The 22,667-nt window shown below is 69.6% G+C and carries 18 protein-coding genes and 2 pseudogenes; 17 read left to right on the top strand and 3 right to left on the bottom strand.

Features of this window, described 5'->3' with window-relative positions; translation table 11 throughout:
- The first annotated feature begins 520 nt into the window (after window positions 1-520).
- On the top strand, window positions 521-892 hold the full coding sequence (locus ACZ4RZ_RS45710) for a hypothetical protein (protein WP_467753483.1): 372 nt from the start codon (window positions 521-523) through the stop codon (window positions 890-892).
- A gap of 2 nt (window positions 893-894) precedes the next feature.
- Here the strand turns inward: ACZ4RZ_RS45710 and ACZ4RZ_RS45705 are convergent.
- Together ACZ4RZ_RS45705 and ACZ4RZ_RS45700 are read right to left on the bottom strand one after the other, a co-directional pair.
- A pseudogene (locus ACZ4RZ_RS45705) lies at window positions 895-1,684 on the bottom strand (transposase family protein).
- Between the two features lie 66 nt (window positions 1,685-1,750).
- Window positions 1,751-3,080, bottom strand: a pseudogene (locus ACZ4RZ_RS45700) (IS701 family transposase).
- Window positions 3,081-3,436: 356 nt separating this feature from the next.
- Here ACZ4RZ_RS45700 and ACZ4RZ_RS45695 point away from each other — a divergent pair.
- The 10 genes from ACZ4RZ_RS45695 (at window position 3,437) to nusB (ending at window position 13,676) form a co-directional block, all read left to right on the top strand.
- Window positions 3,437-4,264: a shikimate dehydrogenase gene (locus ACZ4RZ_RS45695; RefSeq protein ID WP_467753482.1), complete on the top strand. Its 828-nt coding sequence runs from the start codon at window positions 3,437-3,439 to the stop codon at window positions 4,262-4,264.
- A gap of 209 nt (window positions 4,265-4,473) precedes the next feature.
- On the top strand, window positions 4,474-6,681 hold the full coding sequence (locus ACZ4RZ_RS45690; protein ID WP_467753481.1) for a xanthine dehydrogenase family protein molybdopterin-binding subunit: 2,208 nt from the start codon (window positions 4,474-4,476) through the stop codon (window positions 6,679-6,681).
- Between the two features lie 69 nt (window positions 6,682-6,750).
- Window positions 6,751-7,209 carry a (2Fe-2S)-binding protein gene (locus ACZ4RZ_RS45685; protein ID WP_467753480.1) on the top strand — a complete coding sequence of 153 codons (459 nt, stop codon included), beginning with the start codon at window positions 6,751-6,753 and terminating at the stop codon, window positions 7,207-7,209.
- A 216-nt stretch (window positions 7,210-7,425) separates the two neighbouring features.
- Window positions 7,426-8,610: a chorismate synthase gene (aroC, locus tag ACZ4RZ_RS45680; protein WP_467753479.1), complete on the top strand. Its 1,185-nt coding sequence runs from the start codon at window positions 7,426-7,428 to the stop codon at window positions 8,608-8,610.
- A 29-nt stretch (window positions 8,611-8,639) separates the two neighbouring features.
- The gene (locus ACZ4RZ_RS45675) at window positions 8,640-9,122 is read left to right on the top strand and encodes a shikimate kinase (protein WP_467753486.1); all 483 of its coding nucleotides are present in this window, start codon (window positions 8,640-8,642) and stop codon (window positions 9,120-9,122) included.
- Window positions 9,119-10,210, top strand: a complete 1,092-nt coding sequence (gene aroB, locus ACZ4RZ_RS45670) for a 3-dehydroquinate synthase (RefSeq protein WP_467753478.1) — start codon at window positions 9,119-9,121, stop codon at window positions 10,208-10,210. Before ACZ4RZ_RS45675 ends, aroB begins: the two co-directional genes overlap by 4 nt.
- Window positions 10,211-10,530: 320 nt before the next feature.
- Complete coding sequence (locus ACZ4RZ_RS45665) at window positions 10,531-11,433, top strand: Pro-rich N-terminal domain-containing protein (RefSeq protein WP_467753477.1); 903 nt, start codon at window positions 10,531-10,533, stop codon at window positions 11,431-11,433.
- A 72-nt stretch (window positions 11,434-11,505) separates the two neighbouring features.
- Entirely contained in the window at window positions 11,506-12,612 is a 1,107-nt protein-coding gene (locus ACZ4RZ_RS45660) for a M24 family metallopeptidase (RefSeq protein ID WP_467753476.1), read from the top strand.
- A gap of 60 nt (window positions 12,613-12,672) precedes the next feature.
- A complete protein-coding gene (efp, locus tag ACZ4RZ_RS45655; protein WP_037742222.1) occupies window positions 12,673-13,239 on the top strand; it encodes an elongation factor P in 567 nt (188 codons plus the stop codon).
- A gap of 2 nt (window positions 13,240-13,241) precedes the next feature.
- Complete coding sequence (gene nusB, locus ACZ4RZ_RS45650; protein ID WP_189188034.1) at window positions 13,242-13,676, top strand: transcription antitermination factor NusB; 435 nt, start codon at window positions 13,242-13,244, stop codon at window positions 13,674-13,676.
- A gap of 209 nt (window positions 13,677-13,885) precedes the next feature.
- Here nusB and bldD read toward each other — a convergent pair whose 3' ends face one another.
- Complete coding sequence (bldD, locus tag ACZ4RZ_RS45645) at window positions 13,886-14,386, bottom strand: transcriptional regulator BldD (protein WP_067366005.1); 501 nt, start codon at window positions 14,384-14,386, stop codon at window positions 13,886-13,888.
- Between the two features lie 253 nt (window positions 14,387-14,639).
- On the opposite strand from bldD, the gene pyrR reads away from it, so the two are divergent.
- The 6 genes from pyrR (at window position 14,640) to carB (ending at window position 22,596) form a co-directional block, all read left to right on the top strand.
- Window positions 14,640-15,230, top strand: a complete 591-nt coding sequence (gene pyrR / locus ACZ4RZ_RS45640; RefSeq protein ID WP_399076288.1) for a bifunctional pyr operon transcriptional regulator/uracil phosphoribosyltransferase PyrR — start codon at window positions 14,640-14,642, stop codon at window positions 15,228-15,230.
- Window positions 15,231-15,320: 90 nt separating this feature from the next.
- The gene (locus ACZ4RZ_RS45635) at window positions 15,321-16,298 is read left to right on the top strand and encodes an aspartate carbamoyltransferase catalytic subunit (protein ID WP_467753475.1); all 978 of its coding nucleotides are present in this window, start codon (window positions 15,321-15,323) and stop codon (window positions 16,296-16,298) included.
- 5 nt (window positions 16,299-16,303) lie between these two features.
- Window positions 16,304-17,590, top strand: a complete 1,287-nt coding sequence (locus ACZ4RZ_RS45630; protein WP_467753474.1) for a dihydroorotase — start codon at window positions 16,304-16,306, stop codon at window positions 17,588-17,590.
- A gap of 14 nt (window positions 17,591-17,604) precedes the next feature.
- Window positions 17,605-18,156: a PH-like domain-containing protein gene (locus ACZ4RZ_RS45625; RefSeq protein WP_467753485.1), complete on the top strand. Its 552-nt coding sequence runs from the start codon at window positions 17,605-17,607 to the stop codon at window positions 18,154-18,156.
- Window positions 18,153-19,295 (top strand): glutamine-hydrolyzing carbamoyl-phosphate synthase small subunit, encoded by a 1,143-nt coding sequence (gene carA, locus ACZ4RZ_RS45620; protein WP_467753473.1) that lies wholly within the window; start codon window positions 18,153-18,155, stop codon window positions 19,293-19,295. Before ACZ4RZ_RS45625 ends, carA begins: the two co-directional genes overlap by 4 nt.
- Window positions 19,288-22,596: a carbamoyl-phosphate synthase large subunit gene (gene carB / locus ACZ4RZ_RS45615; RefSeq protein WP_467753472.1), complete on the top strand. Its 3,309-nt coding sequence runs from the start codon at window positions 19,288-19,290 to the stop codon at window positions 22,594-22,596. The genes carA and carB overlap by 8 nt, the downstream gene beginning before the upstream one ends.
- The last annotated feature ends 71 nt before the right edge of the window (window positions 22,597-22,667 follow it).

The raw sequence follows: 22,667 nt of genomic DNA, 5'->3' as shown, positions 1-22,667 counted from the left end.
CCCCCCAGGTCATCCGTTCGACAGGGGGGAACAGTCATGCCGGGCCCGGAGGCCAGCGGTCCTCTTGCAGGACCGCGAAGAAGATAACGGGGGGGGGGGTTAGCATAGTTGCGATCACTCACGTTGTCTGACTAGGGGTCAATTCGACCTGTTTTAGGTCGGTTGAGTTAATACCTGATCGATCGCAAACTGGGTCTCCGAACCTGATGGGGGTGCGGCGGTTACGGGCGGGCTTACCGGGTCACGCTGTGTGAGGTTTGGGGTGCGGGTGACCCGGATGCAAGGAGCCCGCGGGCCTTCGTGACCATGGTTGTTGTCTAGTACTCCAGCAGCACTTTGACGTTTTGCCTGGTCAGGGGCAGTTTGGGTGAGTGTAGCGGGCTGATGAGCCGTCAGTACTGTCTTCCTCGGACCGGCCCTCGACCGTGTGCAGCCGCCGCTGATAATGACAGTGAGCCCATTCCAACTTCAGGCGGCAGCCGATCGGCGCTGTGTCACGGACATCTGGTAGACCCTGGCTATGACGTTCTTGGCGGTAGTCGAGGGTGATGCGGGCGGCTGGCGCATCGATCGGGATGCGCTGACAGACGCGATCCGTGCCCGGTGGTCTGGGGCCGAGATCGACTCGATGCACCGCAGCGAAGTGCGCAGCCTCATATGGCAGTTCAAGACGGAGAACGGCCCAGGTGAGGCGTATCTGCACGAGGACGGTACCTGCCTGTACATGGACGTCTGGGAGGAAGACGCGATCTGGTTGGCGATCGTCTTCCGCAGGCTGACACCCATGGACCTTGACCTGGTTTTCTGCGACGAGGGTTACACCTTCGACGTTCGTCTGCGGGCGGGGACAAACGAGGCCGAATTGACGGACCTGGTGAATGCTGCGGGTTGATCTCAGCCCGAGGCGGCGAGATGGAGGACCAGGACGGCTTGGACGAGGCTCGTGATCCGGGTCGTCGAGCAGCGGAGTTTGCGGAGGGGGCGCCAGGACTTGAGGGTGGCGATGGCCTGCTCGACCAGTGCGCGGACCTTTGCCTGGGCTCGGTTGACGGCCTGCTGGCCGGCGGAGAGGCCGTCCCATCGGCCGCGGTAAGGGAGACGAACCGTGCCGCCTGCGCCCTGGTAGCCCTTGTCTGCCCAGCAGGTGATGCCAGCCTCGGCGAGTGCATCGATGACGCCGTGCTCGCGCGCGGCACGGACGTCGTGGACGGCGCCGGCCAAGGCTGGTGAAGCCCACATCAGACGCCCCTACGGATCGGCTATGACCTGCACGTTCATGCCGTGCTTCTTGTGTTTAGCAGAACCCATACTCACAGCCCGAGTAGAACGGGCGGTCGGCGGCGATTCGGTCGATCGGCAGGAGCGTCCCGTCCAGGATCACGTACGCCTTCGTCGACGCCGCTCGTACAGCTTCAGTGAGGGTGGGGGCGAGGGCGGCCAGGAGGTTGACGGCCTCGGTGATATACCGGTAGGCGGTGGCGGTGGTGGTGCCGATCCCGAATCCGGCCGCGAGCTGGGCGTACGGCTGGCCGTTGCGCAGGTGGGCGAGGGTGAGCAGGGCCTGGCGGCCTGCGTTCAGGCGCCGCCATCGGGTTCCGAGAGCGCGGCGGTGTTCCCTCAGACGGGCGGCGAGGAAGCGCAGGGCAGAGCTGGACACGTCGACGCCGGACGGGTAGACAAGCATGCGAAGCCTCTGGTGGAGACGGTTCTCTTGGTCGAAAATCCATCTACCAGGGGCTTCATCTGTCTGTCAGCCCAACTGCCCGGCTGGCATGGGAGGTTGGAAAGGGCTCAGTGGCGGGCGACGGCTTGGTGTTGTCTGCGCCAGTGCGACCATCCCAGCGCGCGTGCGTTGATCAGCGGCTGATGGGGGTTCCTGGTTGATGGGTGGCCAGTTGCCAGGAGCCGCCGAACCTCTGCCGCGGTGAGCGGCGCCCGACGGGAACCGTTTCTGCATCCCCCCTTGTGGTGGCGTCGGCGGCCATGACCGCAAGGAAGGCGTGCGCCAGCATGGCCAGGGTGACGTGCCGCATCCAGCCGGTGTAGCGGCGGACCTCGTACTGGTCCAGGCCGCATTCGTTCTTCGCGGCCTGGAAGGTTTCCTCGATGGCCCAGCGGGTTCCGGCGATGCGGACCAAGTGCTCGACGTCGGTGCCCAGCGGCGCGTAGGCGAGGTAGTAGGCGATCTCGTCGGGTTTGCTGATGCTGCGTCGTGCCAGTGCCCACCGCTGGTGGGTGGGCATCTCGCCGTCGAAGTCCTCGATGGACGCGATCTGCAGGGCGGCCCAATGGTAGACGCGCGGGCCTTTCGCGCCGTCGCCACACGAGCGGGTCTCCCATGCCTCGCTCGGTGCTTGGGTGAAGAGGTGGTCGATGCGTCCGAAGTGTGGCACCTGCTGGGATTTGGGGACGGCCAGCACGTAACCGAGGTCGACCTCCTCCAGCATGCGGCGCAGCCGTCACTCCTGGCCGTAGGCGGCATCCGCGGTCACCCAGGCGATCGGCAGTGGCGAGGCGAGAGCGCGCAGCACCATCACCTTGGCCAGGTCGGGCTTGGTGGCGAAGGTCCGCTCGTCGGGGATGGCCGCGGCGCGGCAGCGCGCACGGTCGTCGGTCCAGGACTTGGGCAGATACAACTCCCGGTCCACCAAAGCCCGCCCTCGGGCGGTGGCATAGGCGGCGAAGACGCCGATCTGGCAGTTCTCGGTGCGTCCGGCGGTGCCGGAGTACTGGCGCTGCACGCCAGCCGACGTGGCGCCCTTCTTGAGGAAGCCGGTGTCGTCGAGAATCAGCACGCCGTCCGGCTCGCCGAGGCGTTCTGACACGTAGTGCTGGAGGTCGTCGCGGATCTCGTCGGCGTCCCAGCGGGCCCCGTTGAGCAGGCGTTGGAGGCGGTCGGGGGTGCGGTGTCCGGCGTATTCGGCCAGCTGCCAGCCGTTCTTGCGGCCGACCGGGCCCAGCAGCCCGCGGACGTAGTCACGCATCCGCCGACGCGGTTCGACGCGCTTGAAGCGGTGGCCGGTACGTAGGAAGAGTTCCTCGAGTTCGTCGTTCCAGAACTCAACTGCACGCTCGTTGATCACGGCAGGAAGCTGCCCAGACGGGTGTCATTATCAGCGGCGGCTGCACACGATCGAGGGGCGGTCCGGGGAAGACAGTGCTGACGGCTCATCAGCCCGCTACACTCACCCAAACTGCCCCTGACCAGGTAAAACGTCAAAGTACTGCTGGAGTACTAGCCGACGATTCCACCCTGTAGCCTTGTTCACCAGATTGGTGCCCTGATCCTTGTAGCGGATACAGCGTAGACACTCGCAATTCTCGCAAGTCGGCGGCACCATTCTGCTATCAGGGCGTCAGGCCACCCAATGCCGCTGAATACTCAGGGTTAGGGAAGTTTCAATGAGTGGCTTCTGTTGTTGCGTAAAGGGAGCTGATGAATAGCCAACGTCGGGCTGCCGTACTCGGTTCTCCGATCGCCCACTCGCTCTCCCCGGTGCTGCACCGCGCCGCGTACAAGGAACTGGGGCTCGGCGACTGGTCGTACGACCGTTTCGAGGTCGACGAGGAGGCGCTGCCCGGGTTCTTCGGGGAGCTCGGGCCGGAGTGGGCCGGCTTGTCGTTGACCATGCCGCTCAAGCGCGCGGTGATTCCACTGCTCGACGAGATCACCGACACGGCGGCCTCGGTCGAGGCGGTCAACACGGTGGTGTTCACCGAGGACGGCCGACGCGTCGGCGACAACACGGACATCCCGGGGATGGTCGCCGCCCTGCGTGAGCGGGGGATCGAGGAGGTGGACTCCGCCGCCGTCCTCGGCGCGGGCGCCACCGCCTCCTCCGCGCTGGCCGCGCTCGCCCGCGTCTGCACCGGCGAGGTCGTCGCCTACGTCCGCAGCGAGGCGCGCGCCGCCGAGATGCGGCAGTGGGGCGAGCGGCTCGACGTCGAGGTGCGGACCGAGGACTGGGCGGACGCGGAGCAGGCGCTGCGGGCGCCGCTGGTGATCGCCACGACCCCGGCCGGGACCACGGACGCGCTCGCCGCCGCCGTCCCGGAGCGGCCCGCGACCCTCTTCGACGTGCTGTACGACCCGTGGCCCACGTCCCTCGCGGCGCGCTGGTCCGCGTACGGCGGTGCCGTGGTCAGCGGTCTCGACCTGCTGGTGCACCAGGCGGTGCTCCAGGTCGAGCAGATGACCGGGCGTTCGCCGGCGCCGCTCGACGCCATGCGGAAGGCGGGCGAGCACGCGCTCGAGGCGCGCTAGTCGCCGAGGACAGCCTGACGTCCGCCCTCACCGTGGCCATGGTGCCACCGGCGTACACCTGGGTACGGATGTGGCGGAGAAGGTCGTTTCGAGGACGTGACGTGCGGCCGGCGGTCGGATCCTGCACGCTCTATTGAATATGGAACTTACCTCCGGTAATGATCTCCGGGCGGCCCGGCGACGGCGGCGGGCGCGTGAACGGAGCCCCCATGACTGGACATGCCAGGCGCAGGTTTCTCACCTACCTGGTGGCCGCGCCCACCTTGGCCGTGGCGACCAGGATCGGTCTCGACGCGTACGAACCCGGCACCGCGGAGGCGGCGATACCCACGCCGCCCGCACCGGCCGATCTGGTCGACCTCGGTGATCTGCTCATCCTGGCGGGCAAGCCCACCGCGGGCATGCTGGTCCTGAGCGTGGACGAGGACGGCATCGTGCACTTCCGGCTGCCGCGGGAGGAGGTCGGGCAGGGCCTGACCACGGCGGTGGCCATGCTGGTGGCCGAGGAGCTGGACACTCCGCTCGACCACGTACGCGTCCAACTGGAGGATGCCCGGCCCGAGTTGCTGTTCAACCAGCTGACCGGCAGCTCCAACTCCATCCGTTCGCTGTACGACCCCGTACGGCACACGGCAGCGGCCGCGCGGGCCCGTATGGTGGGCGCGGCCGCGAGGCAATGGGGCCTGAGCGCCGATGACTTGACGGTTCGTCAAGGAGTGGTGACTGCACGGGACGGCCGCACCGCCTCCTACGGCACGCTGTCGGCGGCTGCCGCCTCCCTCGACCTGGGCTCGCTGACCGTCACACCCAAGAAGGAGTCCGAGCACACCCTCGTCGGCACCCCCACCTCCCGCATCGACGCCCGCGCGCTGGTCACCGGCAGGCAGGCGTACACGCTCGACCTCGACGTCCCCGGCGCCAAGCCCTGCATGGTGCGCCGGCCGCCGAGCATCAACGGCACGGTGAAGTCGGTCAACAACGAGGCCGTCGTACGGGTCATGCCCGGGGTCCTCGACGTGGTCACCATCGACACCGGTGTCGCCGTGGTCGCCGAGACCTTCGGCCAGGCGCTCGACGGCAAGAACGCCCTGGACGTCACCTGGGGCGAGGGCACGGTCGACGCGTTCTCGGACGACGACATCCGCGCGAGGCTGAAGGCGGCGACGCCGTCCCTGGATCTGCTCGGGCTCCTGGTCAAGAAGGTGGACGCCGAGTTCGACTTCGCGTTCGTCAGCCACGCGCCGATGGAGACCAACTCCGCCGTGGCCGACGTACGAGCCGACGGGGCTGAGATCTGGTCGGGCATGAAGTCGCCGATCGCCGCCCAGGCGGCCATCGCCCAGGCCGTCGGACTGCCCGTGAGCAAGGTCAAGGTCCACGTGGTGCAGTCGGGCGGCTCCTTCGGGCGCCGGCTGTTCTACGACGCGGCCCTGGAGGCCGCCGTGGTGTCCAAGAAGAGCGGTCGTCCGGTGCGGCTGATGTGGTCGCGGATCGACGACACGCGGCACGGGCGGATGCGGCCCGCGACCCACCACAGGATCCGTGCCACCTACGCGGCAGGCCAGGTGCTCACCTTCGTCCACCAGGTCGCGGCGGTGGAGACCGACTTCCGGCACGGTCTCGGGGACGCGATCACCGCCGCCGCGGCCGCATTGCCCACCGGCCTCGGCAACGCGACCTTCGCGCAGACCCTGTTCCTGACCACGGTGAAGTCCCCGTACAACTTCGGGGTCACGACCCAGGCGCTCACCGAAGTGCCGTTGAAGATGCACACGGGGTCGTGGCGCTCGGTGTACTCGGCCAACACACGGGGCGCCGAGGAGATCGTCGTCGACGAACTGGCGGCGAAGCTCGGCCGGGATCCGGTCGCCTTCCGCCGCTTCTTCCTCAAGACGGACCGGCAGCGCGCCGTGCTCGACAAGGTCGCCGAGGAGGGCGACTGGGGCCGGGCCCTGCCGTCCGGCTGGGCCCAGGGCGTCGGGTTCCACGACGAGTACAAGTCCTGCACCGCCTGTCTCGTCGAGATCGACGCCACCGATCCCGGGAAGCCGCGGGTGACGAAGGCGGTCATCGCGGCGGACGTGGGGCGGCCGATCAATCCGCGCGGACTGGAGGCACAGCTGCTCGGCGGACTCACGGACGCGATCTCCACCACGCTGCGGGCGGGGCTGCACATCGACAAGGGGCTCCCGCTGGAAGCGAGCTACTCGCAGTTCCACTACGCACGCCAGAAGGACTCCCCGAAGGACGTACGGATCTTCGTCCTGCCGACGGAGCACGAGCCGGGTGGTGCGGGTGAGCTGGGTGTTCCCGCGGCCGTGGGCGCCATCGCCAACGCCTACGCGCGGGCCACCGGCACCAAGCCGCGCAGCTTCCCCGTGAACTTCGACGTCGACTTCGCCCCCTTCCCGCGCTGATGCCGCGCCACCCGCACCGACCTCCCGCCGGCTTCTCGCCGACCCTTCGCCTCAGGAGCACGAGCTTCGATGCCCTCCCACACCTTCACCGTCAACGGGAAGACCGTCACCGTCGACGCCCCCGACGATCTGCCCCTGCTCTGGGCGCTGCGCGATCTGCTCGGCGTCCGCGGCCCCAAGTACGGCTGCGGCATCGACGTGTGCAAGGCCTGCACCAGCCATCTCGACGGCGAGGCCGTACGTCCCTGCGTGATCCCGGTCGCCGAGGCCGCGGGCCGCGAGGTCACCACCATCGAGGGGCTCGCGGACGGGGACCGGCTGCACCCCGTCCAGGAGGCCTGGCTGGAGCAGGACGTGGCCCAGTGCGGCTACTGCCAGCCCGGACAGATCATGGCGGCCGTCGCCCTGCTGAAGCGTACGAAGAACCCCACGGACGCGGACATCGACGAGATCGCGAACGTCTGCCGCTGCGGCACGTACTTCCGCATCCGCGAGGCGATCAAGAACGCGGCGGCACGGATGGGGTGACGGCGGTGGCGCGGATGAGGCGATGCCGGGGCGCACACCGGGGCTGCACCGCCTAGCAGGGTCCGTCCGCCTGATGGACCTGCGACCGGATCCTGGGCCGAGACGTGGGAGGATCGGAGGTGGCGGGCCAGGGCCGCGCACCCGGTCACGCCGTCGCCGTACGCGAGGACGCGCGTACGCAGCAGCAGTACCAGGGCGCGAGCATGAGGAGCACCGTTGAGCAGGTTGCGCTGGCTGACCGCGGGGGAGTCCCACGGTCCCGCACTTGTCGCGACGCTGGAGGGCCTTCCCGCCGGCGTGCCGATCACCACGGAGATGGTGGCGGACCACCTCGCCCGGCGGCGCCTGGGCTATGGACGCGGTGCCCGGATGAAGTTCGAGCGCGACGAGGTCACCTTCCTCGGCGGCGTACGGCACGGCCTCACCCTCGGTTCACCGGTGGCCATCATGGTCGGCAACACCGAGTGGCCCAAGTGGGAGCAGGTCATGGCGGCCGACCCGGTGGACCCGGAGATCCTCGCCGACGTGGCCCGCAATGCCCCGCTGACCCGGCCCCGGCCCGGCCACGCCGACCTCGCGGGCATGCAGAAGTACGGCTTCGACGAGGCCCGGCCGATCCTGGAGCGCGCCTCGGCCCGGGAGACCGCGGCCCGCGTGGCACTCGGCGCGGTGGCCCGTTCGTACCTGAAGGAGACGGCCGGGATCGAGATCGTCTCGCACGTCGTCGAGCTGGCCGCGGCGAAGGCGCCGTACGGTGTCTACCCGAAGCCCTCGGATGTCGAGAAGCTCGACGCCGACCCGGTGCGCTGCCTTGACGCCGGCGCGTCGAAGGCGATGGTCGCGGAGATCGACCAGGCCCACAAGGACGGCGACACCCTCGGCGGCGTGGTCGAGGTCCTCGCGTACCACGTGCCGGTGGGCCTCGGCTCGCACGTGCACTGGGACCGGCGCCTCGACGCCCGGCTCGCGGCCGCGCTCATGGGCATCCAGGCCATCAAGGGCGTCGAGGTCGGCGACGGCTTCGAGCTCGCCCGGGTGCCCGGCTCCAAGGCGCACGACGAGATCGTCCACACCGACGAGGGCATCCGGCGCACCTCCGGCCGCTCCGGCGGCACCGAAGGCGGGCTGACCACCGGTGAGCTGCTGCGCGTGCGCGCCGCGATGAAGCCGATCGCGACCGTGCCGCGCGCGCTCGCCACCATCGACGTCGCCACCGGCGAGGCCGCCAAGGCCCATCACCAGCGCTCCGACGTCTGCGCGGTCCCGGCCGCCGGCATCGTCGCCGAGGCGATGGTGGCCCTCGTCCTCGCGGACGCGGTCGCCGAGAAGTTCGGCGGCGACAGCGTCCCGGAGACCCGCCGCAACGTCCAGTCGTACCTCGACAACCTGGCCGTGCGGTGACCGCTCCGAGCGTCGTCCTCGTCGGCCCGATGGGGGTCGGCAAGTCCACGGTGGGTGCGCTGGTCGCCGAGCGGCTCGGCTGTGCCTACCGGGACACGGACGACGACATCGTGGCCGAGCAGGGCCGCACCATCGCCGACATCTTCGTCGACGAGGGCGAGCCGGTCTTCCGCGCGATCGAGAAGCGGGCCGTGCACAAGGCGCTCGCCGAGCACGACGGCGTCCTCGCGCTCGGCGGCGGCGCGATCCTCGACGAGGACACCCGCGCGCTGCTCGCCGGGCACCGGGTCGTCTACCTCTCGATGGACGTCGAGGAGGCGGTCAAGCGCACCGGCCTCAACGCCGCGCGGCCGCTGCTCGCCGTCAACCCGCGCCGGCAGTGGCGCGACCTGATGGAGGCGCGCCGCCACCTGTACACCGAAGTCGCCCGCGCGGTCGTGGCCACCGACGGCCGTACCCCCGAAGAGGTCGCCCAGGCGGTCCTCGACGCACTGGAGTTGAAGGAAGCATGAGCGAGGCAGTGACCCGTATCCAGGTCGGCGGTACCGCGGGCACCGACCCCTACGAGGTCCTGGTCGGCCGTCAACTCCTCGGCGAGCTGGGCGGGTTGATCGGCGACAAGGCCAAGCGCGTCGCAGTCATCCACCCCGAGGCCCTCGCCGAGACTGGCGAGGCGCTCCGCGCCGACCTGGCCGGACAGGGCTTCGAGGCCGTCGCCATCCAGGTGCCGAACGCGGAGGAGGCCAAGACCGCCGAGGTCGCCGCCTACTGCTGGAAGGCGCTCGGCCAGTCCGGCTTCACCCGCACCGACGTCATCGTCGGTGTCGGTGGCGGCGCCACCACCGACCTGGCCGGCTTCGTCGCGGCGACCTGGCTGCGCGGGGTGCGCTGGATCGCGGTCCCCACCACCGTGCTTGCCATGGTGGACGCGGCGGTCGGCGGCAAGACCGGCATCAACACCGCGGAGGGCAAGAACCTGGTGGGCTCCTTCCACCCGCCCGCGGGCGTGCTCTGCGACCTGGCCGCGCTCGACTCGCTGCCGGTCAACGACTTCGTTTCCGGGCTCGCGGAGATCATCAAGGCCGGTTTCATCGCCGACCCGGTGATCCTGGAGCTGATCGAGGAGGACCCGCAGGCCGCCCGCACCCCGGCGGGCCCGCACACCGCCGAGCTCATCGAGCGCTCCATCAAGGTGAAGGCCGAGGTCGTCTCCGGCGACCTCAAGGAGTCCGGGCTGCGCGAGATCCTCAACTACGGGCACACGCTCGCGCACGCCATCGAGAAGAACGAGCGCTACAAGTGGCGGCACGGCGCGGCCGTCTCCGTCGGCATGCACTTCGCCGCCGAACTCGGCCGCCTGGCGGGCCGGTTGGACGACGCGACCGCCGACCGCCACCGCACGATTCTCGAATCCGTGGGTCTCCCGCTGAGCTACCGCTACGACCAGTGGCCCAAGCTCCTGGAGAACATGAAGGTCGACAAGAAGTCCCGCGGCAACCTGCTGCGCTTCATCGTCCTCGACGGCCTCGCCAAGCCGACGGTGCTTGAGGGCCCGGACCCGGCCGTGCTCCTCGCCGCGTACGGCGAAGTCGGGGAGTGACGACCCCCACCGGCGAGCTGGGCGGGTAATACCCACGGGCCCACACTTGGTCCGTTTTGCCCCTCGCTCACGGGCACTTCGCACGTTCCCCGGCCGTTCACACAACGGCGGACGGGGAAGGTACCGTTCGGTAGCGAGCGGGACCGAGGCCCCGTTCGCCCAGCGCCAATTGCCTGACGCGAGTGAGCCGAAGGGACGCGTCGGTGTCGAGAGGGTGAGCGCGTAGAGGCCCGACGGGCTGAACACGGTCGCCCTCTCCACACCGATTGAGGCGTCCCGGAGGCGAACGAGCCAAAAGACACGAGACGGAGTGGCACCGGATGCAGCACGCAGTGGGGGCTCCGCTGCCGCCGTCCCAGCAGCCGGGGCACGGAACGGCCGCCGGCTGGTCGCCGACCGGACAGCACCCGGGACACCCGGGTCCCGCACCCGCTCCCGGCTTCACCGGAGCGCCCGTGCCTCCCGGGGTCCCTCCCACGCAGGTCCCGCATCACGCGCCCCAGCACCACGCTCCGCAGCAGCCTCCGCACCACGCCGCCGCGCAGCCCGCACACCACGCTCCCGTGCCTCCCACGCCGGACACGACCGGGCATGTGCAACTGCCCCCGGGCGGCCCCGTCGCCATGCCGTCGCCGCCGCCCGCCACAGGCGCGTCCGACCCGACGGCCACCACGCTCGCGGTGCTGCTCATCGGCCCCGCGGGCGCCGGAAAGACCAGCGTCGCCAAGTACTGGGCGGATCACCGCCGGGTCCCCACCGCGCACATCAGCCTCGACGACGTACGCGAATGGGTGCGCTCGGGTTTCGCGGACCCGCAGTCGGGGTGGAACGATCATTCGGAGGCGCAGTACCGCCTGGCCCGCCGCACCTGCGGCTTCGCCGCGCGGAACTTCCTGGCCAACGGCATCTCCTGCATCCTCGACGACGCCGTCTTCCCGGACCGCCCGGTCGTCGGCCTCGGCGGCTGGAAGCGGCACGTCGGTCCCGGCCTGCTGCCGGTCGTCCTGCTCCCGGGCCTGGAGATAGTCCTGGAGCGCAACGCCGAGCGCTCCGGAAACCGCCGCCTCACCGACGAGGAAGTCGCCCGCATCCACGGACGGATGGCCGGCTGGTACGGCTCCGGGCTGCCCATCATCGACAACTCGCAGCTCGACGTACCGGCCACGGCCCGCGTCCTGGACGACGTGCTCGCCCGGTCGATCGCCAGCCCGCCCCAGTGGTAGTCCCCACACCTCCACCGCCCGTCCGGCCCCTCTGAAACGGCGACATCCGGCCACCGCTCGTAGGCTCGTTTCATGCCAGAGGTCTACGCGGCCCGCAGAGAGCGGGTCCGAGAGCGCTGTACGGCGGGCGGCAGTGCGACGGCGCTCGTCACCCGCCCCGCCAACGTGAGGTATCTCGCCGGCGCGGCCCCGCGGGGTGCCGTGCTCCTGTTGGGCAGGGGTGAGGATCTGCTGCTGTGCGTCGGCCCGCCGAGCGGCGAGGCCGACGAAGGACGCCCTGACGAGGCGCTGCGCGTGCAGGTGCTGCCGCGCGCCGGCGGTGATGCCGCCGTCGCCGCCGCCGATGTCGCCGCGGCCCAGGGCGCCGAGTCCCTCGCGGTCGAGGAGCACCACCTGACCGTGACCCGGCACCGCGCCATCGGCTCGGTGGCGCCACGGCTGCGCCTCGGCGACCTGGGCGGTGCGGTGGAACAGTTGCGGGTGATCAAGGACGAGGAGGAGATCTCCTGTCTGCGGATCGGCGCCGAGATCGCCGACCAGGCCCTGGGCGAGCTCCTCGAATCCATCCTGGTCGGCCGTACGGAACGCCATCTCGCGCTGGAGCTGGAGCGCCGCCTCGTCGACCACGGCGCCGACGGCCCTGCCTTCGCGACCTCGGTCGGCACCGGCCCGAACTCGGGGCGGCGCGGCCACCGGCCCACCGACCGGCGGGTCGAGGAGGGCGACTTCCTCTCCGTCTGCCTGGGCGCGACCTATCGCGGCTACCGCTGCGAGATCGGCCGTACCTTCGTGATCGGCACCTCGCCCGCCGACTGGCAGATCGAGTTGTACGACCTCGTCTTCGCCGCCCAGCGCGCCGGACGTGAGTCGCTGGCGCCCGGCGCCGCCTACCGTGACGTGGACCGTGCGGCCCGCCAGGTACTGGACTCCGCGGGCTATGCGGAAGGTCTTCCACCGCTGACCGGGCACGGTGTGGGGCTCGAAATCGACGAGGACCCGCAGCTGGCCCCCGCGGCCATGGGTAAACTGGACGCTTGCGTGCCGGTCACCGTCGAACCGGGGGTCCACCTCCCGGGCCGGGGCGGTGTCCGGATCGATGACACGCTCGTCGTACGCCCTGAGGCGGACGGCGGACCCGAGCTACTCACCATCACGACCAAGGAGCTGCTCGCGCTCTAGCTTTTCGAGCTACGCGCGTGCGCCGGGGTCGTCCACGTCAGTCCAGGAGATTCCGCAACCGTGGCTTCCACGAACGACCTCAAGAACGGCCTGGTGCTCAAGCTCGAAGGCGGCCAGCTCTGGTCCGTCGTCGAGTTCCAGCACGTCAAGCCCGGCAAGGGCCCTGCCTTCGTGCGCACCAAGCTCAAGAACGTGCTCTCCGGCAAGGTCGTCGACAAGACGTTCAACGCTGGCGTCAAGGTCGAGACGGCCACTGTCGACAAGCGCGACATGCAGTTCTCGTACATGGACGGCGAGTACTTCGTCTTCATGGACATGGAGACCTACGACCAGCTCATGGTCGACCGCAAGGCCGTCGGCGACGCCGCCAACTTCCTGATCGAGGGCTTCACCGCCACCGTCGCGCAGCACGAGGGCGAGGTGCTCTTCGTCGAGCTGCCGGCCGCCGTCGAGCTCGTCGTCCAGGAGACCGAGCCGGGCGTCCAGGGCGACCGCTCCACCGGTGGCACCAAGCCCGCCACCCTGGAGACCGGCCACCAGATCCAGGTCCCGCTCTTCATCACCACCGGTGAGAAGATCAAGGTCGACACCCGCACCAGCGACTACCTCGGCCGGGTGAACAGCTAACCGTGGCTGCCCGCAACACGGCCCGCAAGCGCGCCTTCCAGATCCTCTTCGAGGGCGACCAGCGCGGCGTGGACGTCCTGACGGTCCTCGCGGACTGGATCCGGCACTCCCGGACCGACACCCGGCAGCCGCCGGTGAGCGAGTACACGATGCAGCTGGTCGAGGGCTACGCCAAGAAGGCGGCCCGGATCGACGAGCTGCTGGCGCAGTACGCCGTCGGCTGGACGCTGGACAGGATGCCGGTCGTCGACCGCAACATCCTGCGCCTCGGTGCCTACGAGCTGATCTGGGTCGACGAGACCCCGGACGCCGTGGTGCTCGACGAGGCGGTGCAGTTGGCGAAGGAGTTCTCCACGGACGAGTCGCCCTCGTTCGTGAACGGCCTGCTGGGCCGGCTGAAGGACCTGAAGCCGTCGCTCCGCCGGGACGAGGCGTAGGCGCTCCGCTGGGAGGGCGGGTGTGAACAGGGGAACCGTTGGCTCCGCCCCCAGAAGCCGTCACGGAGGGCCCGCAGCGGACGCTGCGGGCCCTCCGGCGTTCCCGTACCGCTGAGGCTCCCGAGGCGCGCAGAAAGCCGCCGGGGTGGGCGGAACCATGAAATTCCGGCCACCCCGGCGGCACGTTTCTGCTGAGTTGCCCGAAGGGGTCAGCCCTCGTCGTGGGAGACAGCGCGGCGCGCGTCCGCGTCAAGGACGCCCCAGCTGATCAGCTGCTCGGTGAGGACCGAGGGCGACTGGTCGTAGATGACGGCGAGGGTGCGCAGGTCGTCCTGGCGGATCGACAGCACCTTGCCGTTGTAGTCACCGCGCTGGGACTGGATCGTCGCCGCGTAACGCTGGAGAGGACCCGCCTTCTCGGCCGGCACGTGGGCCAGCCGCTCCAGGTCCAGGACCAGCTTCGGCGGCGGCTCGGCGGCCCCGCCCGGCGTGGTGCCCGGCAGCAGCTCCTGCACCGGGACCCCGTAGAAGTCCGCCAGCTCCGCGAGGCGCTGCACGGTGACGGCGCGGTCGCCGCGTTCGTATGAACCGACCACGACCGCCTTCCAGCGTCCCTGGGACTTCTCCTCTACGCCGTGGAGGGAAAGGCCCTGCTGGGTGCGGATGGCGCGGAGCTTGGCCCCGAGCTGTTTGGCGTATTCGCTGGACATATAGCTCCCCGGACGCTGTATCAACGTGCGGCTCCGCCGCGCGGCTGGTGACTCTTGTGACTCACAGTGAGGTTACGCAGCGTTACTCTTCCCCGTCAAGCCGAATGGTCCGGACCGACCCTTGCGTGGGAGTCACCGGCGGTGGCTTGAAGGGGGGTGATCAGGCGCGTTGTCGGGCTGGTACCGTGGATGGCGCAATTCCGACGTCCTTTAATGATCCGTCCCGTGAGGCGGAGAAGGAGGTCCGTTTCGTATGGACACAGAGCAGGACAAGCAGAGTTACGAAGCCGATGCGCGGCCCGTTCTCGAAGCCCCCGACATCGCGCGGGTGCTGACCCGCATCGCCCACGAGATCGTCGAGCGCGCCAAGGGCGCGGACGACGTGGTGCTCCTCGGCATTCCGACCCGAGGCGTCTTCCTGGCCCGCAGGCTGGCCGACAAGCTCGAAGAGATCACCGACCGCAAGATCCCGGTCGGCTCCCTCGACATCACCATGTACCGCGACGACCTGCGCATGCATCCGCCGCGTGCGCTGGCCCGCACCGAGATTCCCGGTGACGGCATCGACGGCCGCCTGGTCGTCCTCGTCGACGACGTGCTCTTCTCCGGCCGCACCATTCGCGCGGCGCTCGACGCGCTGAACGACATCGGCCGCCCGCGCGCCGTGCAGCTCGCGGTCCTCGTCGACCGCGGTCACCGCGAACTGCCCATCCGCGCCGACTACGTCGGCAAGAACCTCCCCACGTCGTTGCGGGAGACGGTCAAGGTCCAGCTCGCCGAGGAGGACGGTCGCGACACCGTGCTGCTCGGTGCGAAGCGGACCTCCTCGGACGCACAGCAGTAGCCCTCCGGCGTACGCCGCTGTCGTACGCCCCTGAGCACGCTCTGCCTGCCCGAATCCTCCCGAACTGAACTGCCTTACGGAGCCTGACAGATGCAGCGTCATCTCATCTCGGCCGCCGACCTCACTCGCGACGACGCCGTCCTGATCCTCGACACCGCCGAGGAGATGGCCCGGGTCGCCGACCGGCCGATCAAAAAGCTGCCGACCCTGCGCGGTCGCACCGTCGTCAACCTCTTCTTCGAGGACTCGACCCGCACCCGGATCTCTTTCGAAGCCGCCGAGAAGCGCCTCTCCGCGGACGTCATCAACTTCACCGCCAAGGGATCGAGCGTCTCCAAGGGCGAGTCCCTGAAGGACACCGCCCAGACGCTCGAAGCCATGGGTGTCGACGCCGTCGTCATCCGGCACGGCGCCTCCGGTGCCCCGTACCGGCTCGCCACCTCCGGCTGGATCGACGCCGTCGTCATCAACGCCGGCGACGGCACCCACCAGCACCCCACGCAGGCCCTGCTCGACGCCTTCACCATGCGCCGCCGCCTGGTCGGCCGGGACGCCGGGATAGGGCAGGACCTGTCCGGCAAGCGCATCACGATCGTCGGCGACATCCTGCACAGCCGGGTCGCCCGCTCGAACGTCGATCTGCTGCACACCCTCGGCGCCGAGGTCACCCTCGTCGCTCCGCCGACCCTGGTGCCGGTCGGCGTCGAGACCTGGCCCTGCGAGATCTCGTACGACCTGGACAGCACGCTCTCCAAGTCCGACGCGGTGATGATGCTGCGCGTGCAGCGCGAGCGGATGAACGCGGCGTTCTTCCCCACCGAGCGCGAGTACTCGCGGCGCTACGGCCTCGACGGCGACCGCATGGCGCGGATGCCCGAGCACGCCATCGTGATGCACCCCGGCCCGATGGTCCGCGGCATGGAGATCACCGCCGAGGTCGCCGACTCCGAGCGCTGCACCGTCGTCGAGCAGGTCGCCAACGGCGTCTCGATCCGGATGGCCGTCCTGTACCTGCTCCTTGGCGGCAACGAGCCCGCCGTCACCCACACCCGTACCGAGGAGAAGTAAGAACCATGAGCAAGATCCTTATCCGTGGTGCGAAGGTGCTCGGGGGCGAGCCGCAGGACGTCCTGATCGACGGTCGGACGATCGCGGAGGTGGGTGTCGGTCTCAGCGCCGACGGGGCCGAGGTCGTCGAGGCCAACGGCAAGGTGCTCCTTCCGGGGCTCGTCGACCTGCACACGCATCTGCGTGAGCCGGGCCGCGAGGACTCCGAGACCGTGCTGACCGGCACGCGGGCGGCGGCGAGCGGTGGCTACACGGCCGTGTTCGCCATGGCCAACACCTTCCCGGTCGCCGACACCGCCGGTGTGGTCGAGCAGGTCTACCGGCTCGGCCAGGAGCACGGCTATTGCGACGTGCAGCCGATCGGCGCCGTCACCGTCGGCCTGGAGGGCAAGAAGCTCGCCGAGCTGGGCGCGATGCACGAGTCGGCGGCCGGCGTCACGGTCTTCTCGGACGACGGCAAGTGTGTGGACGACGCGGTGATCATGCGCCGCGCGCTGGAGTATGTGAAGGCCTTCGGCGGTGTCGTCGCGCAGCACGCGCAGGAGCCCCGCCTCACCGAGGGCGCCCAGATGAACGAGGGCGTCGTCTCCGCCGAGCTGGGGCTCGGCGGATGGCCCGCGGTGGCCGAGGAATCGATCATCGCCCGGGATGTCCTGCTCGCCGAGCACGTCGGCTCGCGCGTCCACATCTGCCACCTGTCGACGGCCGGTTCGGTCGAGATCGTGCGCTGGGCCAAGTCCCGGGGCATCGACGTCACCGCCGAGGTCACCCCGCACCACCTCCTCCTCACCGACGAGCTGGTGCGCACATACAACCCGGTCTACAAGGTCAACCCGCCGCTGCGCACCGAGCGTGACGTCATGGCGCTGCGCGAGGCGCTCGCCGACGGCACGATCGACATCGTCGCCACCGACCACGCGCCGCACCCGCACGAGGACAAGGACTGCGAGTGGGCCGCGGCCGCCATGGGCATGGTGGGCCTCGAAACCGCGCTGTCCGTCGTCCAGCAGACGATGGTCGAGACCGGCCTGCTCGACTGGGCCGGCGTCGCCGACCGTATGTCCGTCAAGCCCGCCCGGATCGGCCGGGCCGCGGGCCACGGCCGTCCCGTCTCGGCAGGTGAGCCCGCGAACCTCACGCTGGTCGACACGGCATACCGTGGGGCCGTGGACCCCGCGGGCTTCGCCTCGCGCAGCCGCAACACCCCCTACGAGGGCCGTGAGCTGCCGGGCCGGGTCACGCACACCTGGCTGCGGGGCAAGGCCACCCTCGTCGACGGGAAGCTCGCGTGACACCTCTCATCTCGATGGCCGCCGAACAGAAGTCGGCGCCCGTGACCGACTGGGCCGGCCGGATCGGCTGGCTCGTCGGGCTCACCCTCTTCGTCGTGCTCGTCTACTGGCTGATGCGCGAGGGCTGGAAGTGGCGCGCCACTCTCCAGGGTGACCTGCCCGAGCTGCTTACCGCGCCAGAAGACCTCGGCCCGGCGAAACTGAGCATGAGCGGCCGCTACCACGGCTCCACCACCGCAGGGCAGTGGCTCGACCGCATCGTGGCGCACGGCCTGGGCACCCGCAGCCGGGTCGAGCTGACTCTGACGGAGGCGGGCCTGGATGTCGTACGCCCGGGAGCGACCGACTTCTTCGTGCCTCTCGCGGCCCTGCGCGAGGCCCGGCTCGACAAGGGCATCGCCGGCAAGGTCCTCACCGAGGGCGGACTCCTCGTCGTCACCTGGGCGCACGGCGACAAGCTGCTCGACTCCGGCTTCCGCTCGGACCGCGCGGCCGAGCACAACGAGTGGGTCGACACCCTGAACAGCATGATCAACAAGAGCAACGACACGGAAGGCGCGCGATGACGACCTCCACCAGGGGAGCTGCCAAGGTTCCCGCCGTACTCGTCCTGGAGGACGGCCGGTTCTTCCGCGGCCGTGCCTACGGGGCCGTGGGGGAGACCTTCGGCGAAGCGGTGTTCTCCACCGGCATGACCGGCTACCAGGAGACCCTCACCGACCCGTCGTACCACCGCCAGGTCGTCGTGATGACCGCCCCGCACGTCGGTAACACCGGCGTCAACGACGAGGACCCCGAGTCGCAGCGCATCTGGGTCTCCGGCTATGTCGTACGTGACCCCGCGCGCGTGCCCTCCAACTGGCGCGCCAAGCGCTCGCTGGACGAGGAGCTCCGCCACCAGGGCGTCGTCGGCATCAGCGGCATCGACACGCGTGCGCTGACCCGCCACCTGCGCGAGCGCGGCGCCATGCGCGTCGGCATCTTCTCCGGCAACGCGCTGCCCGACGAGGGCACCATGCTCGCCGAGGTGCGCCAGGCCCCCGAGATGAAGGGCGCGAACCTCGCAGCCGAGGTCGCCACCAAGGAGACGTACGTCGTCCCCGCGATCGGCGAGAAGCGCTTCACCGTCGCCGCCGTCGACCTGGGCATCAAGGGCATGACCCCGCACCGCATGGCCGAGCGTGGCATCGAGGTGCACGTGCTGCCCGCGACGGCCACGGCCGAGGACGTGTACGCCGTGAACCCCGACGGCGTGTTCTTCTCCAACGGCCCGGGTGACCCGGCCACCGCCGACGGTCCTGTCGCGGTCATGCAGGAAGTGCTCTCGCGCAAGACGCCGCTCTTCGGCATCTGCTTCGGCAACCAGATCCTGGGCCGCGCGCTCGGCTTCGGCACGTACAAGCTGAAGTACGGCCACCGCGGCATCAACCAGCCGGTGCAGGACCGCACGACCGGCAAGGTCGAGGTCACCGCGCACAACCACGGCTTCGCCGTCGACGCCCCGCTCGACAAGGTGTCCGACACCCCCTACGGCCGCGCCGAGGTCTCCCACGTCTGCCTGAACGACAACGTGGTGGAGGGCCTCCAGCTGCTCGACCAGCCGGCCTTCAGCGTCCAGTACCACCCCGAAGCGGCAGCGGGCCCGCACGACGCCGCCTACCTGTTCGACCGCTTCGTATCCCTGTTGGAGGGCCAGCGTGCCTAAGCGCACCGATATCCAGTCCGTCCTGGTCATCGGCTCCGGCCCGATCGTCATCGGCCAGGCCGCCGAGTTCGACTACTCGGGCACCCAGGCGTGCCGCATCCTGCGCGCCGAGGGCCTGAGGGTCATCCTGGTCAACTCCAATCCGGCGACGATCATGACCGACCCGGAGATCGCCGACGCGACGTACGTCGAGCCGATCACCCCGGAGTTCGTCGAGAAGATCATCGCCAAGGAGCGCCCGGATGCGCTCCTGCCCACCCTGGGTGGCCAGACGGCGCTCAACACCGCCATCTCGCTGCACAAGGCCGGGACTCTCGAGAAGTACGGCGTCGAGCTCATCGGCGCCAACGTCGAGGCCATCAACAAGGGCGAGGACCGCGACCTCTTCAAGGACGTCGTGGAGGCGGTGAACCAGAAGATCGGGCACGGCGAGTCCGCCAAGTCCGTCATCTGCCACTCCATGGACGACGTGCTCAAGGGCGTCGAGACGCTCGGCGGCTATCCGGTCGTCGTCCGCCCCTCCTTCACTATGGGCGGCGCCGGCTCCGGCTTCGCGCACGACGAGGAGGAACTGCGCCGCATCGCCGGTCAGGGCCTCACGCTCTCGCCGACCACCGAGGTGCTCCTCGAGGAGTCCATCCTCGGCTGGAAGGAGTACGAGCTGGAGCTGATGCGCGACAAGCACGACAACGTCGTGGTCGTCTGCTCCATCGAGAACTTCGACCCGATGGGCGTACACACCGGTGACTCGATCACCGTCGCCCCGGCGATGACGCTCACCGACCGCGAGTACCAGATCCTGCGCGACATCGGCATCGCGGTCATCCGCGAGGTCGGCGTGGACACGGGTGGCTGCAACATCCAGTTCGCGGTGAACCCCGAGGACGGTCGCGTGATCGTCATCGAGATGAACCCTCGCGTGTCGCGCTCCTCGGCCCTCGCCTCCAAGGCGACCGGCTTCCCGATCGCCAAGATCGCCGCGAAGCTCGCCGTCGGCTACACGCTCGACGAGATCCCGAACGACATCACGGAGAAGACCCCGGCCTCCTTCGAGCCGACGCTCGACTACGTGGTCGTGAAGGCCCCGCGCTTCGCCTTCGAGAAGTTCCCGTCCGCCGACTCCACCCTGACGACCACCATGAAGTCGGTCGGCGAGGCCATGGCGATCGGCCGCAACTTCACCGAGGCGCTGCAGAAGGCGCTGCGGTCGCTGGAGAAGAAGGGCTCGCAGTTCACGTTCGTGGGCGAGCCCGGCGACAAGAAGCTCCTCCTCGAAGAGGCCGTACGGCCGACCGACGGGCGCATCAACTCCGTCATGCAGGCCATCCGCGCCGGCGCCACGCCCGACGAGGTCTTCGAGGCGACGAAGATCGACCCGTGGTTCGTCGACCAGCTGTTCCTGATCAAGGAGATCGCGGACGAGCTGGCCGCCGCCGACAAGCTCGACCCCGAGCTGCTGGCGGAGGCCAAGCGCCACGGCTTCTCCGACGTGCAGATCGCCGAGATCCGCGGGCTGCGCGAGGACGTCGTGCGCGAGGTGCGGCATGCGCTGGGCGTGCGCCCGGTGTACAAGACGGTCGACACGTGCGCCGCCGAGTTCGCGGCCAAGACGCCGTACTTCTACTCCTCCTACGACGAGGAGACGGAGGTCGCGCCCCGCGAGAAGCCCGCGGTGATCATCCTGGGCTCCGGCCCGAACCGTATCGGCCAGGGCATCGAGTTCGACTACTCCTGCGTCCACGCCTCGTTCGCGCTCAGCGACGCGGGCTACGAGACCGTGATGGTCAACTGCAACCCCGAGACCGTCTCCACGGACTACGACACCTCCGACCGCCTGTACTTCGAGCCGCTGACGCTGGAAGATGTACTGGAGATCGTCCACGCGGAGTCGCTGGCCGGTCCGATCGCGGGTGTCATCGTCCAGCTCGGCGGACAGACCCCGCTGGGCCTGTCGCAGGCGCTCAAGGACAACGGCGTGCCGGTCGTGGGTACCTCGCCCGAGGCCATCCACGCCGCCGAGGACCGCGGCGCCTTCGGGCGGGTCCTCGCGGAGGCGGGTCTCCCGGCGCCCAAGCACGGCACCGCCACCACCTTCGCCGAGGCCAAGGCCATCGCCGACGAGATCGGCTACCCCGTCCTCGTACGGCCCTCGTACGTGCTCGGCGGGCGCGGCATGGAGATCGTGTACGACGAGACGCGGCTGTCCTCGTACATCGCCGAGTCGACCGAGATCAGCTCCTCCCGGCCCGTCTTGGTCGACCGGTTCCTCGACGACGCGATCGAGATCGACGTCGACGCCCTGTACGACGGCGAGGAGCTCTACCTCGGCGGCGTGATGGAGCACATCGAGGAGGCCGGCATTCACTCCGGCGACTCGGCGTGCGCGCTGCCGCCGATCACGCTCGGCGGGTTCGACATCAAGCGGCTGCGGGCGTCCACGGAAGCCATCGCGCGCGGAGTGGGCGTGCGCGGACTGATCAACATCCAGTTCGCGATGGCCGGCGACATCCTGTACGTCCTCGAAGCCAACCCGCGCGCCTCGCGCACCGTGCCCTTCACCTCGAAGGCGACCGCGGTGCCGCTCGCCAAGGCCGCGGCCCGGATCTCTCTCGGCGCGACCATCGCCGAACTGCGGGCGGAGGGGCTGCTGCCCGCGGGCGGTGACGGTGGCACGCTGCCGCTCGACGCGCCGATCTCCGTCAAGGAGGCCGTCATGCCGTGGTCGCGCTTCCGTGACATTCACGGACGCGGTGTCGACACGGTGCTCGGCCCGGAGATGCGTTCCACGGGTGAAGTCATGGGCATCGACTCGGTGTTCGGGACGGCGTACGCCAAGTCGCAGGCGGGCGCGTACGGTCCGCTGCCGACCAAGGGCCGCGCGTTCATCTCCGTCGCCAACCGCGACAAGCGCTCGATGATCTTCCCGGCGCGTGAACTCGTCGCGCACGGGTTCGAGTTGCTCGCCACGTCCGGCACCGCCGAGGTGCTCAAGCGCAACGGCATCAACGCCACGGTCGTGCGCAAGCAGAGCGAGGGCGAGGGCCCGAACGGTGAGAAGACCATCGTCCAGCTCATCCACGACGGCCTGGTCGACCTCATCGTCAACACGCCGTACGGCACCGGTGGCCGCCTCGACGGCTACGAGATCCGTACGGCCGCCGTGGCCCGGTCCGTGCCGTGCCTGACGACGGTCCAGGCGCTCGCCGCCGCCGTCCAGGGCATCGACGCGCTCAACCACGGTGACGTGGGCGTGCGTTCACTCCAGGAACACGCCGAGCATCTGACCGCGGCCCGCGACTAGCAGCCCTGAGGGGGACATCGGAAACGGTGTCCCCCTCTTCATGAGGCTCATGAGCTTCAAGAGGACACTGA

Source organism: Streptomyces sp. NPDC027189 (assembly GCF_055566975.1).
Note: the sequence above shows the minus strand (reverse complement) of the source record. Positions and strands in the feature narration are given on the sequence as shown.